Raw genomic sequence first — 13,347 nt, forward strand, 5'->3', positions numbered from 1 at the left:
CGTGCGGGGGAGCGGGAGGCTCCGCGCGGCGCTCCGGCCCCGGGACTACGCGGCCACGCCGATGGCGTGGTGGGACGTGGAGGGGTCCGACAGCGTCGTGAGGAGCGCGTCCGCGACGTCCGCGCGGGCGATGACCTTCCCGCCCGGGACGTTGGCGTCCACCGCCCGCCGGTACGTCCCCGTCCGCGGCCTGTTCAGCAGCCGCGGCGGCCGGATCACCGTCCACCGCGTGCCGCTGGCGGCGATCGCCGCCTCCATGACCGTGAGGTCCGCGTACAGGTCCCGCAGGAACCGTCGCAGCAGCGGGTAGACCAGCATCCGGGTGAGTGCCCCCTCCGCCCCGACCGGCCCCAGCGGGGCGGCGGAGACCGCCGACAGGCGGCTGACCCCCGCCCGGTCCATCGCGGAGACGATCGACCGCAGGGCCGGGCCCGCGACCGGGGCGAGCCGCGCCTGCTTGTTGTTCGCGGGGCCCAGTGCCGAAACCACCGCGTCCTGGCCCGCCAGCAGCGGGACCAGTGCGTCCTCGTCCGTGAGGTCCCGGACCACCGTCACCCGCAGCCGCTCGCGGTCCGCCACCGCCAGCCGCGCCGGGTCGCGGACGACCGCCGACACCTCGTGTCCCGCTTCGAGGGCTTGTCGGACGACCTCGTGGCCGATCCCGCCCGTGGCTCCGAACACCGTGATTCTCATCCTGGCTCCCGCATGGCTGAGAGAGGGTGGGTGAGTATTCACTCACCTCTGCTTCCGTTAGGGTGAGTGAATGCCCACCCCAAAGTCAAGCCGGCCCACCCCCGAGCGCCTGCTGGACGCCGCCGAGACCCTGATGCGCACCAGTGGGCTGGCCAACGCCACCACCAAGGCGATCGCCCGGGAGGCCGGCTGTTCGGAGGCCGCGCTCTACAAGTACTTCGCGAACAAGGAAGAGCTGTTCGTGCGCGTGCTGATGGAGCGCCGCACCAGCGCCGGGCCGATGATGGCCGCGCTCACCACCGATCCGGGGGAGCAGCCGGTCGAGGAGCGGCTGGCCGAGATCGCCCGGCACGCCTCGCTCTTCTACGCCGACGCCATGCCCATGGCGGCCTCGCTCTTCGCGGACCCGGTCCTGCTCACCCGCCACCGCGAGGGCGTACGGAGCATCGGCGCGGGCCCGCACATCGTGCTGGAGGCCCTGGTCGGCCACCTGCTGCGCGAACACGAACGGGGCCGGCTGCGCCCCGACGCCGATCCGCGGGCCGCCGCCGCGCTGCTGCTCGGCGCCTGCTTCCAGCGGGCCTTCTTCCTGCACTTCTCCGGCCCCGACACCGTCGACCCCGTCGAGGACTTCGCCCCCGCCCTGGCGCGGACGGTGTGGGCCGCTATCCGCTGAGGTCGGACGCGTACGGGGGCTCCGCGCCCGCCCGGGAGCAGGTCAGCGCGGCCGCCCGGGCGGCGTAGGCCAGCACCTCGGGCCAGTCCGCCGCGCCGGGACCGGTCGCACCGGGACCGGCCGCGCCGCTCGCGCCGCCCGAAAGCCGGTGCAGCAGCGCCGCGTTCACGGTGTCGCCCGCGCCGATCGTGTCCACCACCGCGACCCGGTGCGCGGGCGCCGAGTACTCCCGGCCCTCCCGGGTCCACACCGTCAGGCCCCCCGCACCCCGGGTGAGCACCACCGCCGAGGGGCCCGCCGCCAGCCAGTCGCCGACCCGGCCGCCCAGCCACGCCGCGTCCTCCTCCGACAGCTTCAGCACGCCCACGTACGGCAGCCAGGACAGGAAGCGGGCCCGGTAGGCCGCCGGATCGGCGATCAGCGCGGGCCGGATGTTGGGGTCGAGCAGGGTCAGCAGCCCGCGCCCGGACTCCCGGCGCAGCAGGGCCTCGTAGGCGCTCGCCCCCGGCTCCAGCACCAGCGAGCAGGTGCCGAGCGCGAGGGCCCGTACCCCCGCCGGCAGCGCGGGCGGCAGGCGGAACAGCCGGTCGGCCGTGCCCTCGACGTAGAAGCGGTACGCCGCCGAGCCGTCCGGGGCCAGCGAGGGAACCGCCAGCGTGGTCGGCTCCGGCCCGCGCTGGACCAGCGAGAGGTCCACGCCGGCCGCGTCCAGCCCCGCGAGCAGCGAGGCGCCGAAGCCGTCCGTCGAGACCCGGGAGCAGAAGGCGACCTCCGCGCCGAGCCGGCCCAGCGCGAGCGCGGTGTTGTACGGTCCGCCGCCCGGCCGGGGCAGCAGGGCGCCCGGCGGCTCCGCCGTGGGCACCAGGTCGATCAGGGCTTCTCCACCTACGACGATCACGCGGGGGAAGGTATCCCATCGGGCGCCGGTATCGTCGGGTGGACCCAGCCGAACCAGCACCCCCGGGAGCACCGCATGTCCGCCGCCTCGTCGCCCGCCGCCCGCCGTACCGTCCTCAAGGGCGCCGCAGCGATCGTCGGGGCCGCCGGTGCGGGTGCGGCGCTCACGGCCTGCTCCACCGAGTCCAACAGCGGCGGCGGTTCCCCCGCGGTCCCGGCCGAGGCCGTCGAGCTGGGCGCGGCGGCCGATGTGCCGGTCGGCGGCGCGAAGCTGTTCCGGGAGAAGAAGATCCTGGTCAGCTGCGCGGAAGCGGGACAGTACAAGGCCTTCAGCGCCCAGTGCACCCACGCGGGCTGCGTGCTGGACAAGATCGTCGAGGGTCAGGGGAACTGCCCCTGCCACGGCAGCCGCTTCGACGCGGCCACGGGCAAGGTGCTGCGCGGCCCGGCGACCGACCCGCTGCCGGAGGTCCCGGTGAAGTCCGAGGGCGGCAAGCTCATCGCGGGCTGACCCGGGCTGACCCGGGCTGACCCGGGCTGACCCGGGCTGACCCGGGCTGACCCGGGCTGACCCGGGCGGGCCCGGGCGGGCCCGGCGGCGGGCTCAGGCTCACTCCCAGTCCCAGGCGATGCCCAGGACTCCGCGGTGGACTCCCTGTTCCACCAGGTGCACGGCCCGGTGCGGGCCGCTCGGGTTCAGGTCCGCGAGCCTCCCGCGCGGCGCGTTCGGCCCGCTGCGGGTGAAGCGCCGGCAGCGCACCGGCAGCGCGGCCTCGTCGAAGCGGACCTGGAGCACGTACTGCCCGCCCGTGTAGCTGAAGCCCCGCACGTACTCGGCGCTGCGCCCGCCCGTGCCGTCCTCGAAGCCGTAGCCGAAGACGTAGGTGTCCCCGGCGCGCAGCCGGGCGTCGAAGAGCAGCTCGGCGACGACCACCCCGCCTTCGGGATGGCGTCTGATCCGCCCGGTCCGGCAGTTCTCGTCGGCCCGCACCCTGATCCGCGCCGGATCGCAGCCCGGGTCGCCGTGGTGGACGGCCACGTAGCGGTCGACCCCGTCGCGGTGGGCCCGTACGACGTGCTGCGACTCGCGGCCCAGCAGCTCCCCGGCGGGCCCGATCCGCACCCGCTCGTGGTGGCCGACGGTGTGCAGGCCGCCGTCGGCGGGCAGCTCCATGCCGGCCAGCATCGCCTCCACGGCCGCGCCCACGCTGAACAGCGCCCGGTACGAACGCGCCGGCGGCCGGGTGGTCTCGGGGGCGGCGGGGTCCGGCGCGGCCAGCAGCCGCAGCAGGGTCCCCCCGGGCAGTTCGAGGATCTGCTCCAGGGCCCGTACGGCCTTGAGGGACTCGGCGCGGCGCGGCCGCCGGGCGCCCTGCTGCCAGTAACTGAGGCTGGTGACCCCGAGCTTGATGCCGCGGGCGGCGAGCCGTTGCTGCACCCGGTGCAGGGGCAGCCCGCGGGCGGTGAGGGCGGCGCGGAGCGCGAGGTGGAAGGGCCCGGTGCGCAGCAGGCGCGGCAGGTCGAGGGCGCTGTCTGAGAACGTGCTGTCCGCGCTCGACCGCATGGCGGTTCCTCCTGTGAACATTCACGCGACGAGGTGCGGGCGGCCTCGCGGGCGATGTCCGGGGCCGGGGTGCGTCCAGGTCGACCGACAGCGGACGTTCACACTTCGGCCCCACCGTTCACACCGCGATGTCACGCCGTATTGAAGCGTGTTGACCTGTTCCCGACAACACCCTGATGCTCCTCCTCAGCGTCCGGACGCGCTCCTCCACCCCCACTCCCCACCTCGGGAGGAACGCGATGCGCAACCGAAACCGGCGGCTTTCCCTCGCCGCCTTCGTCACCGCCCTGCTCCTCGCCCTGTCCACCGGCACCGCCACCGCCGTCGTTGCCGCCACCGGTACGGGCTCCGCCACCACCACCACCACCGCGACCGCCACCACCCGGGCGGCCGCCGCCGACGTGACCGCCGAGAACGCGGCCCTGGCGAACAAGCGGCTCAACATCACCATGCAGGCACAGCAGAAGACCAACTGGTGCTGGGCCGCCGCCGGCAACACCATCGCCACCTGGTTCGGCCGCACCTACACCCAGAACCAGTTCTGCAACGCCGCCTTCAACCGCCAGCAGGGCTACGACTGCCCCAACAACCAGGCCAACCTCGCCAACGTGCAGACCGCCCTGCGCTGGGCCGGCATCAACTCCGGCTCCTACGTCAACGGCTGGCTGCAGTACTCCACCGTGCAGAGCGAGATCAACGCCAACCGCCCGGTGGAGACCCGCATCCAGTGGTCCAACGGCGGCGGCCACATGCACGTCGTCTACGGCTACGACACCGCGAACAGTTGGGTCTACTGGGGCGACCCGTGGCCTTCCAGCGACCGCTACAACTGGGCCTCGCACGCCTGGTACGTGGACAACAGCACCTTCTCCTGGACCCACTCGCTCTACCGGATCGGGGCGTGACCTCATGAATCCTCGCCTCGCTGCCGCGGTCGTCGTCTCGACCGCCCTGCTCGCCCTGGCCCCCACCCAGGCGGGCGCCACCCCCGTGCCGCAGCCCCAGAGCGCCACGGCCGAGAACCGGGCCGCCGCCGCACGGGCGGCCGCGGCCCCCGACACGCTCGCCACCCTGTCCCGCTTCTTCGCCCGTGAGGGCAAGGTGTCGCTGACGGCCGCGCAGCCCCGCATCGAGGGCGAGGCCATGGCCGTCCACCACCTCTCCCCGGAATTCGTCGCCGGGAGGCCGGGCGCGGGCGTGGCCCGGCTGGAGTTCCTCGCCAGCAGGGCCGTCTCCTCCGACGGCCAGCAGGCCGCCCTGTGGACCGCGAAGACCGAGGCGGGCTGGCAGGTGGTGAACATCGCCACCGGCGACGACGAGTTCCGCTATGCCGGGCTCGGCGCGGCGAAACTGCCCGGCGGGACCGTGTTCCGGGAACCCCAGATCGACGCCTGGTACGTGGCCGGCGGCGAGCGCGTGCTGCCGCTGGACGAGGACGCGGTGGCCGCGGTCGGCGCCGGGGGCACGAGCCTGGCCGCCTACCGGGCCCGGGTCGTCAAGGCGTACGGGGACAAGCTCCCCGGGTCCGCCTACGCCAAGTCCGGGAAGGCCGGCGGCTTCGCCCCCACGGAAGCCGCGGCCGGGTCCGGCGGGACGCGAGGACCACTGCCGGCCGGGGCCGGGGCCGGAGCCGTGGCTCTGGCGATGGCGCTGGGCGCGGGCGGCCTGCTGGCCGTCCGCCGCTCCCGGCGGCAGCGGGTGGTGCGGGCGTAGCCACCCGAGGGGCCCCGGCCGCTGCCAGGCGGCCGGGGCCTGCGGCCGGCGCCTCCACACATCTGACCCCTCCCACTGACCACCCCGCCGGGGAGCGGGCGGGGAAAGGGGCGCCGGCCCCCCGGCGGACCCGGGCGGACCCCCGGCGGACCCCCGGACGGGGCCGCCCGGGTACCGGCAGCGAGTCCGAGATGGCAGGCTTGTGCCCGTGACCGAGATTGACGCAAAGATCGATGCCCTTGTTCCCGCCTGGCTGTACCTCCCCGACATCGCGGAGATGCTCGACATCGAAGTGACCAAGGTTCGCCAGCTGGTCAAGGAAGGTCAGCTGCTCGCGGTGCGCCGCGGCGAGAACCGCTCCCTCCAGGTACCCGCCGCCTTCATCGACGGGGACAAGATCGTCAAGGGCCTGGTCGGCCTGCTGACCGTGCTCCGCGACGACCGGTTCACCGACACGGAGATCCTGGAGTGGCTGTTCACCGTCGACGACACCCTGCCCGGCACCCCGGTGCAGGCGCTGAGCGAGAATCGCGGCACGGAGGTGAAGCGTCGCGCTCAGGCGCTCGCCATCTGACCTGATTCCGCAGCAACCAGCAGCCGTACACGCGGCACGACGCCACGCGCGGTGCGCGGGCCCCCACCGGGTCCGCGCACCGCGTTCGTACGACACACCACCCGGGGGTACCCATGTCCGCCATCGCCGCCCAGTTGTCCGATGCCCGGCTCTACCTGTGCACGGACGCCCGCAAGCGGCAGGGCGACCTCCCCCAGTTCCTCGACGCCGTGCTCGCCGGCGGCGTCGACATCGTCCAGCTCCGCGACAAGGGCATGGAGGCGGGCGAGGAGCTGGAGCACCTCCAGGTCTTCGCCGACGCGGCCCGCCGCCACGGCAGGCTGCTCGCCGTCAACGACCGCGCCGACGTCGCGCACGCCATCGGCTCCGACGTGCTGCACCTCGGGCAGGGCGACATCCCCGTGCCCGCCGCCCGCGCCATCCTCGGCGGCGAGGTCCTCATCGGCCGCTCCTGCCACTCCGAGGCCGAGGTCGACGCGGCCGCCGCCGAGCCCGGCGTCGACTACTTCTGCACCGGCCCCTGCTGGCCCACCCCCACGAAGCCCGGCCGCCACGCCCCCGGACTCGGCCTCGTGCGCCACGCGGCCTCGCTCGCGCAGGCCCGGCCGTGGTTCGCCATCGGCGGGATCGACGCGGCGAACCTGGACGAGGTGCTCGACGCCGGAGCCTCCCGCGTCGTGGTCGTACGCGCCCTGACCGAGGCCTCCGACCCCGGCGGCGCCGCCGCCGACCTGGCCAAGCGGGTCCGCGCCCGGCTCGCCTAGGTCCCCCTCCAGGTCCCCCTCAAGACGTCACTCCGGCCACTTCACCGAGCGGCCGTCTCATTTTCGTGTCCAAAGCGTGGACACCGCTTCGGCGTCCACATGACCGCGTCTAACCTGCCGGTATGGCCCTTGGTACCGCTTCCAGCTGGTCGGATCGTGCGCACACGGTCCGAGACCTCCTCGCGTCCGGGCGCTCGTACTCCTTCGAGTTCTGGGCCCCCAAGACGGAGAAGGGCGAGCGCAACCTCTGGAACGCGCTGCGCCGGGTCGAGGCGGTGGCCCCGAGCTTCGTCTCCGTCACCTACGGGGCCGGCGGGTCCACCCGCGGCGGCACCGTCCGGGCCACCGAGCAGATCGCCGCGGACACCACCCTGACCCCGGTCGCGCACCTCACCGCCGTCGACCACTCGATCGCCGAGCTGCGCAACGTCATCGGGCAGTTCGCCGACGCGGGCATCCGGAACATGCTCGTCGTGCGCGGAGACCCGCCGGGCAACCCCATGGGCGAGTGGGTGGCGCACCCGGAAGGGGTGCACTACGCGGCCGACCTGGTCCGGCTGGTCAAGGAGTCCGGCGACTTCTGCGTCGGCGTCGCGGCCTTTCCCGAGATGCACCCCCGCTCCACGGACTGGGACACGGACATCCGGCACTTCGTGGACAAGTGCCGCGCGGGCGCCGACTACGCGATCACCCAGATGTTCTTCCACCCGGAGAATTATCTGCGGCTGCGCGACAGCGTCGAGAAGGCGGGCTGCGAGACCCCGATCATCCCCGAGGTCATGCCTGTTGTGGGCATCAAGCAGCTCGACCGGCTTCCGCAACTCAGTACCGCGGTCTTCCCCGCAGCCGTGAAAGAGCGCATGCTCGCCGTCAAGGACGATCCGGCCGCTGTACGCTCCATTGGCATCGAGTTCGCCACGGAGTTCTGCGCGCGGCTGCTGTCCGAGGGTGTCCCGGGGCTGCACTTCATCACGCTGAACAACTCCACGGCGACTCTCGAGATCTACGAGAACCTGGGCCTGCACCAGCGGGCCTGATCGGCCGACCCCGTTCCTGGGTGGTCGGCCGCACCGAGAGGGGCCCCGCGTGGGAATGACGGTCCTCTACATCGCGTTCGGTTTCGTCGCGCTGTGGCTGCTTGCCGAGGTCCTGATGCAGTACAAGGCCCGACTGCGCTGGCGCCTGCTCGCCTTCGCCGGCTTCGTCTGCGTCGTGGCCGGCGTCGTCCTGCCGTCCGTGCTCGTCATCGGCGCCGGCGCGGTCGCGTTCGCGATCGGCCAGACCCTGGTGACCCTCTCCTTCCGCAAGGGCTTCGTCGCCGGCTGGGCACTGCGCCGGGACAAGCCCGCGGCCGCCGCGCCGCAGAACCGGCGCCGGCGGGCCGCGGGCGGACCGCGCAAGGAGCCCGCGCTCCAGGTGACCGCGCTGGAGTACGGCCCCGAGACGGCGGCCGACGGGGACGGCGACCCCGAGCGGTACGCGGAGTTCGCCGAGTCCGCCGCCGCGTCCGGCGCCGGTTCCGAAGGCGCCGGGGCCCAGGAGTTCTACGCCACGCAGCCGGTGCCCGAGGAGACCGGCTCGTACGGGATCCAGAGCGTCCAGAGCACCGCCGCCTTCGCCTCGCCGTTCACCACGGCCGAGCAGGACGCCCACCAGTACGCGGCCTACTACGACCCGCAGGGCCAGGGCGGCTACGACTACACCACCGGCTATCCGGCCCCCGGCGAGCAGCAGGTCTACGCCGCCTACTCGGACCCGTACATCGGCACCGGCGGGGCCGTCGCCCCCCAGCCGCCGTACGGCGACCAGACCCCGTACGGCGGCTACGCCCCGGACCCGTACGCGGCCTCCCAGCAGCAGGATCAGCAGTACTCCATGGACACCCCGCCCGGCGGGGTCTGGGTCCCGCAGCAGCGCTCCACCGACGGGGCCGGCCAGCCCTACCCGCAGGACGAGCAGCAGCAGTACCCGTACCAGGGCACCGGCGAGTACGAGCAGTACCGCTACTAGACCCCGCAAGGGCCCCTGCCGGGGCCCCCGTCACAGCATTAGCGGGAGCCGCGGAACTCCGCGCCCTCCACGATCAGTCCGGCCACCAGGGCCCCCGTCATGCCCGCGTGCGCCAGCCCGCCGCCGGGGTGCGCCCAGCCGCCGGCGAGGTAGAGCCCCGGCACGGCGGTGGTGTTCGCGGGGTGGAGCAGCCGGCCCCCGGCCCCGGCCAGGGAAGGGGCGGGTACGGCGCCCGCCGCGGCCCCGGTGGCCGCCTCGATGTCGGCCGGGGTGCGCAGCTCGTGCCACAGCAGCCGCTCCCGCAGCCCGGGGACGGCGCGGGCGGCCGCGTCCAGCAGCTCCTCGGCGGACGGGGCGGGCCCCCCGCCGGTCACCACGGCGTGCACGGTGACCGCCTCGTGGTCCGCGTCGGGCCGGGTGGCGGGGTCGTCGGGGCGCAGCACGGTCACCGTCCGGTCGGGCTGCGGACCGGCCGGCATCGTCCGGTGCGCGGCCCCGTCCTCGCGGGCCCCGCGCAGCCCGGCGAACAGGGTGTACCAGCGGGCGGATCCGGCCGGACGGCCGGGCGCGGCGCCCGGGCCGAGGGGGATCCGCAGCGGCCCCGGGTCGACCGCGCAGACCACGCGGTCGGCTTCCACCGCGCCGCCGTCGGCGAGCAGCAGCCCGGCCGCGCGGTCCTCGCGTACGAGCACCTCCCGGACCTCGGCGCCGAAGACGAAGCCGACCTTGCGCTCCAGGCACCGCTCGTACACGGCGGTGGCCAGCTCCCGCATCCCGCCGCGCACGTACCAGCTGCCGAAGGTCTGCTCCATGTAGGGCAGCACCGCCGCGGAGGCGGGCGCGGTCCGCGGGTCGATCCCGTACGCGCGCACCCGCTCGGCGAGCAGTCCGCCGAGGCCGTCACCGCCGAGCTCGCGCGCGGCGACCTCGGCCAGGGTGGGAGGCCGGCGGCGCAGCAGCCCGCTGCCGCGGAGCGCGGGATAGGGGTCGCGGCCCAGTGCCCGCGGGTCGGGGAGCAGCGGCTCCTCCAGCAGCGGGCGGCGGGTGGCGTCCCAGGCGTCCCGGGCCCGGCCCAGGACCGCGCTCCAGCGCTCGCCCGCGCCCGGGCCGAAGGCCTCGTCGAGGACGGCCGCGGCGCCGCCGTGCGAGGCGCCCGGAAGGGTGACGGTACGGCCGTCCGGGAGCACGTGCCGGACGGCCGGGTCGACCTGGACCAGCTCGGCGCACTCCTCCAGCGGCCGCTTGCCGGTCTTGACGAACAGATCCCGGTAGACGGCGGGCAGGTGCAGCAGCCCGGGGCCGGTGTCGAAGACGAAGCCGTCGCGCTCGTGGCGTCCGACGGCGCCGCCGTAGGTCGCCCCGCGCTCGTACACCGTCACCTGATGCCCCGCCACGGCCAGCCGGGCCGCCGTAGCCATCGCGCCCATCCCGGCGCCGATCACCGCAATTCCTGCCATGCGGGTGAGCCTATCGAGCGACGCGGGCCACTTCGGAAGCGAGTCGCTTCTCCTCGCGGCGCTGGGCCCGGCGGCGCAGGAAGCGGCGGATCCGGGCCCAGAGGTAGATCAGCAGGGCGAGTCCGGTGACCAGCAGGACGGCGCAGATGATCGCGGCGGCCTGCGGATTGAACATCGCGAAGGTGATGATCCCGCCCACGCCGAGGTCCTCGGCGGTGCTCATGACGACGTTGCTGAACGGCTCGGGCGAGGTGTTGATCGCCATGCGGGTGCCGGCTTTGACGAAATGGCTGGCCAGCGCGGTGGTGCCGCCGACCGCGCCGGCGGTGATGTCGGAGAGCGAGCCGCTCTGCCCGGCCAGCAGGGCGCCGACCACCGCTCCGGCCACCGGGCGGATCACGGTGTGGACCGCGTCCCAGACGGAGTCCACGTACGGGATCTTGTCGGCCACCGCCTCACAGAGGAAGAGCACCGCCGCGACGATCAGCACGTCGGTGCGCTGCAGGGAGGCGGGGACCTCGTCGGTCAGGCCGGTCGCGCCGAAGATGCCGAGCAGGAGGACCACCGCGTAGGCGTTGACCCCGCTGGCCCAGCCGCTGGTGAAGACCAGGGGGAGGACACTCACCCGGTCATCATGCCGCACGGGGGCGCCCGGCGGCCGGAAGCAGGAGGAGGGCCGGGGCGCGGTGCGGGGCGGCGCGGACAGCGGTGAGGGGACGGCCGCCTTCCGGCGGCCGTCCCCTCACCCGAGTCTGTTCACCGGGGCCTACTGCCCCTGTTCGTCACGGCGGCGCTGCCACCGTTCCTCGATCCGGGTCATCATCGACCGACGCTGCCGGTTCTGGCCTTGGGCCGAACCGCCTGCACTACCGGAGGCGGGCTGCTCACCAGGCCTGGGTGCCTTGCGCCAACCGGTGACCACGAGAACCGTACAGCCCAGCATGACGAGGAACCCCACCACGCTGATCCAGAGCACGTTCGGCACGATCACACCGGTCATGAGGAGCGCGATACCCACCACGATGCCTGCGACTGCCTGGTAGACCCGTCGCCGGGTGTACGTGCGCAGTCCGCTTCCCTCAAGCGCTGTAGCGAATTTGGGATCTTCGGCGTACAGCGCTCGCTCCATCTGCTCGAGCATTCGCTGCTCGTGCTCCGAGAGCGGCACGGGAGTCCTCCTCATCCGTCGGTCGCGGGGGGTAGCGACCAGGGGTCCCCTTCAGGATAGGCGGGGAATCGCCCCCGTGATACCCGCCCTCTACGCCACGTTCTAAAAACACTGCCCTTAAAAAGTACTGCCTGAGGAAAGCGCAGTGCCCTCTTGAAGCCTGTGTTGCGCGAAGCCGTACCGCCCTGCGAGCGGTCCTTGAGGGCGTTATTCCCCGGAGGTCCGCTCGGCATGCCGGTCGCTGACCCCGATCATACGGGTCACGGCGCCGATTCGTAGGGTGAGTGGCGCACCGCGTTCACGGAAGGTTCGCAGATCAGGCGGGCTTCTCACCCAGGACGTGCAGCTGGGTGGCCACCGCGTGGAAGGCGGGCAGCTCGGCGGCGGCCTCTTCGAGGCGCAGCAGGGCCTCGACGGCGCCGGGCTCGGTGTCCACCAGAACGCCCGGGACCAGGTCCGCGAAGATCCGGACGCCGTGGACCGCGCCGACCGTCAGACCGGCGTCGCCCACGAGTGCGGAGAGCTGCTCGGCGGTGAAGCGGCGCGGCACCGGGTCGCCCGCTCCCCACCGGCCGGCCGGGTCGGTGAGGGCCGTACGGGCCTCGGTGAAGTGCCCGGCGAGCGCGCGGGCCAGGACGGCCCCGCCGAGCCCGGCGCCCAGGAGGCTGAGGATGCCGCCGGGGCGCAGGGCCGCCACCGCGTTGGCCACGCCTTCGGCCGGATCGTCCACGTACTCCAGTACGCCGTGGCAGACCACCACGTCGTACGCGCCCGGATCGACGACATCGAGCAGGCCCTGGGCGTCGCCCTGCACACCGCGGACCAGGTCGGCCACGCCGGCTTCGGCGACCCGGCGCTCCAGCCCGAACAGTGCGTTCGGGCTGGGGTCGACCACGGTGACCCGGTGGCCGAGGCGGGCCACCGGCACGGCGAACTTGCCGGTGCCGCCGCCCGTGTCCAGCACGTCCAGCACGTCCCGCCCGGTCGCCTTCACCCGGCGGTCGAGCGCCTCCTTGAGGACCTCCCACACCACGGCGGTGCGGAGGGAGGCGCGGGGGCGGGAAGTGTCCGACACGGCTGATGGCTCCTCGGCGTAGGGGGGCACCTCCCGGCGGCAGCCGGGGGAGGGTGAGCGGTCCGTGCCCACCCTATGGCCTCCGGCTGCCGGGCAGGTCATCCCGCGTCAGGACGCTCCGTGCGCGGCAGCGGCAGGCCCTGCGGGGGGCCCGCGGGCGAGACCGGCCGGAGCGAGAGCATCCGCTCCACCAGGCGCAGGAACATCTCCACCGCACGCACCAGATCATCCGCGTCCCGGCCGGTGGCCGCGCCCGCTATCCCCGCCTCGGCCCGCGCGCGGCGGGCCGCGCCGGAGGCGAAGAGGGCGCTCCACTCGGTCAGTTCGGGCGCTATCTCCGGGAGCACCTCCCACGCGCTGCGGATCCGGGGCCTGCGCCGCGGGTTCACCGGCTCGGGCCGCCCGCGCGCGGCGAGCACGGCCGCGGCGGCGCGCAGCGCGGCGAGATGGGCGGTGGCGTACCGCTCGTTGGACCGGGTCAGCCGGGCGGCTTCGGCCAGGCCCTCGTGGGCCTTGACGAGCAGATCGAGAGCGGCGGGGGGTGCCGCCGACTTCCGCGGGACGGGGTGGACAGGGGACGGGGACGGTGTGGCCATGACGAACCTCCTGTCGTTGCGTGCGCTTTTGCGCTGCCTGGTGTGGCTCCGTGCGGTCTGTGCCGTCTTGCCTCTGTACGTGTCCCCATCGTGACGGCAGCCACTGACAATCGCTCTGACCTGGGCTTTCGCCCCCGTATCCGGGGGTCGGGCGGGCAAC

At 74.0% G+C, this 13,347-nt stretch carries 16 protein-coding genes; 8 read left to right on the plus strand and 8 right to left on the minus strand.

Annotated features, from left to right (window positions below):
• Positions 1 to 45: 45 nt before the first annotated feature.
• Positions 46 to 693: an NAD(P)H-binding protein gene (locus DRB96_RS29675; protein ID WP_112451230.1), complete on the minus strand. Its 648-nt coding sequence runs from the start codon at positions 691 to 693 to the stop codon at positions 46 to 48.
• 70 nt (positions 694 to 763) lie between these two features.
• Here DRB96_RS29675 and DRB96_RS29680 point away from each other — a divergent pair, with 70 nt between their 5' ends.
• Entirely contained in the window at positions 764 to 1,369 is a 606-nt protein-coding gene (locus DRB96_RS29680; protein WP_112451231.1) for a TetR/AcrR family transcriptional regulator, read from the plus strand.
• Here DRB96_RS29680 and DRB96_RS29685 read toward each other — a convergent pair.
• Positions 1,359 to 2,267, minus strand: a complete 909-nt coding sequence (locus tag DRB96_RS29685) for a carbohydrate kinase (protein WP_112451232.1) — start codon at positions 2,265 to 2,267, stop codon at positions 1,359 to 1,361. The two genes, DRB96_RS29680 and DRB96_RS29685, sit on opposite strands and share 11 nt — an antisense overlap.
• A 75-nt stretch (positions 2,268 to 2,342) precedes the next feature.
• On the opposite strand from DRB96_RS29685, the gene DRB96_RS29690 reads away from it, so the two are divergent.
• On the plus strand, positions 2,343 to 2,777 hold the full coding sequence (locus DRB96_RS29690) for a Rieske (2Fe-2S) protein (protein ID WP_112451233.1): 435 nt from the start codon (positions 2,343 to 2,345) through the stop codon (positions 2,775 to 2,777).
• 99 nt (positions 2,778 to 2,876) lie between these two features.
• Here DRB96_RS29690 and DRB96_RS29695 read toward each other — a convergent pair whose 3' ends face one another.
• Positions 2,877 to 3,830 (minus strand): hypothetical protein, encoded by a 954-nt coding sequence (locus DRB96_RS29695; RefSeq protein ID WP_112451234.1) that lies wholly within the window; start codon positions 3,828 to 3,830, stop codon positions 2,877 to 2,879.
• Positions 3,831 to 4,069: 239 nt separating this feature from the next.
• Between DRB96_RS29695 and DRB96_RS29700 the strand changes: the two genes are divergently transcribed.
• The 6 genes from DRB96_RS29700 to DRB96_RS29725 all read left to right on the plus strand — a co-directional run bounded on the left by DRB96_RS29700 (position 4,070) and on the right by DRB96_RS29725 (position 8,891).
• Positions 4,070 to 4,735, plus strand: coding sequence for a papain-like cysteine protease family protein (locus tag DRB96_RS29700; protein ID WP_112451235.1), 666 nt, complete (start codon positions 4,070 to 4,072; stop codon positions 4,733 to 4,735).
• A 4-nt stretch (positions 4,736 to 4,739) separates the two neighbouring features.
• Positions 4,740 to 5,543 carry a hypothetical protein gene (locus DRB96_RS29705; protein ID WP_112451236.1) on the plus strand — a complete coding sequence of 268 codons (804 nt, stop codon included), beginning with the start codon at positions 4,740 to 4,742 and terminating at the stop codon, positions 5,541 to 5,543.
• A gap of 208 nt (positions 5,544 to 5,751) precedes the next feature.
• Entirely contained in the window at positions 5,752 to 6,117 is a 366-nt protein-coding gene (locus tag DRB96_RS29710; protein WP_112453836.1) for an Rv2175c family DNA-binding protein, read from the plus strand.
• Positions 6,118 to 6,230: 113 nt separating this feature from the next.
• On the plus strand, positions 6,231 to 6,881 hold the full coding sequence (thiE, locus tag DRB96_RS29715; protein WP_112451237.1) for a thiamine phosphate synthase: 651 nt from the start codon (positions 6,231 to 6,233) through the stop codon (positions 6,879 to 6,881).
• Positions 6,882 to 7,003: 122 nt separating this feature from the next.
• The gene (gene metF / locus DRB96_RS29720) at positions 7,004 to 7,918 is read left to right on the plus strand and encodes a methylenetetrahydrofolate reductase [NAD(P)H] (RefSeq protein ID WP_112451238.1); all 915 of its coding nucleotides are present in this window, start codon (positions 7,004 to 7,006) and stop codon (positions 7,916 to 7,918) included.
• 55 nt (positions 7,919 to 7,973) lie between these two features.
• On the plus strand, positions 7,974 to 8,891 hold the full coding sequence (locus DRB96_RS29725; RefSeq protein ID WP_343234707.1) for a hypothetical protein: 918 nt from the start codon (positions 7,974 to 7,976) through the stop codon (positions 8,889 to 8,891).
• 38 nt (positions 8,892 to 8,929) lie between these two features.
• Here the strand turns inward: DRB96_RS29725 and DRB96_RS29730 are convergent, their stop codons facing one another.
• From DRB96_RS29730 to DRB96_RS29750, 5 genes are all read right to left on the minus strand, one after another.
• Complete coding sequence (locus DRB96_RS29730; RefSeq protein WP_112451240.1) at positions 8,930 to 10,348, minus strand: NAD(P)/FAD-dependent oxidoreductase; 1,419 nt, start codon at positions 10,346 to 10,348, stop codon at positions 8,930 to 8,932.
• A gap of 10 nt (positions 10,349 to 10,358) precedes the next feature.
• On the minus strand, positions 10,359 to 10,973 hold the full coding sequence (locus tag DRB96_RS29735) for a DUF4126 domain-containing protein (protein WP_112451241.1): 615 nt from the start codon (positions 10,971 to 10,973) through the stop codon (positions 10,359 to 10,361).
• A 141-nt stretch (positions 10,974 to 11,114) separates the two neighbouring features.
• On the minus strand, positions 11,115 to 11,516 hold the full coding sequence (locus DRB96_RS29740; protein ID WP_112451242.1) for a DUF3040 domain-containing protein: 402 nt from the start codon (positions 11,514 to 11,516) through the stop codon (positions 11,115 to 11,117).
• 316 nt (positions 11,517 to 11,832) lie between these two features.
• Complete coding sequence (locus DRB96_RS29745) at positions 11,833 to 12,591, minus strand: methyltransferase (RefSeq protein ID WP_112451243.1); 759 nt, start codon at positions 12,589 to 12,591, stop codon at positions 11,833 to 11,835.
• Between the two features lie 98 nt (positions 12,592 to 12,689).
• Positions 12,690 to 13,187 (minus strand): SAV_6107 family HEPN domain-containing protein, encoded by a 498-nt coding sequence (locus DRB96_RS29750; RefSeq protein ID WP_112451244.1) that lies wholly within the window; start codon positions 13,185 to 13,187, stop codon positions 12,690 to 12,692.
• Between the last annotated feature and the right edge of the window lie 160 nt (positions 13,188 to 13,347).

Origin of the sequence: Streptomyces sp. ICC1 (assembly GCF_003287935.1) — a bacterium.
In the GTDB taxonomy this organism is placed as follows: Bacteria; Actinomycetota; Actinomycetes; order Streptomycetales; family Streptomycetaceae; genus Streptomyces; species Streptomyces tritrimontium.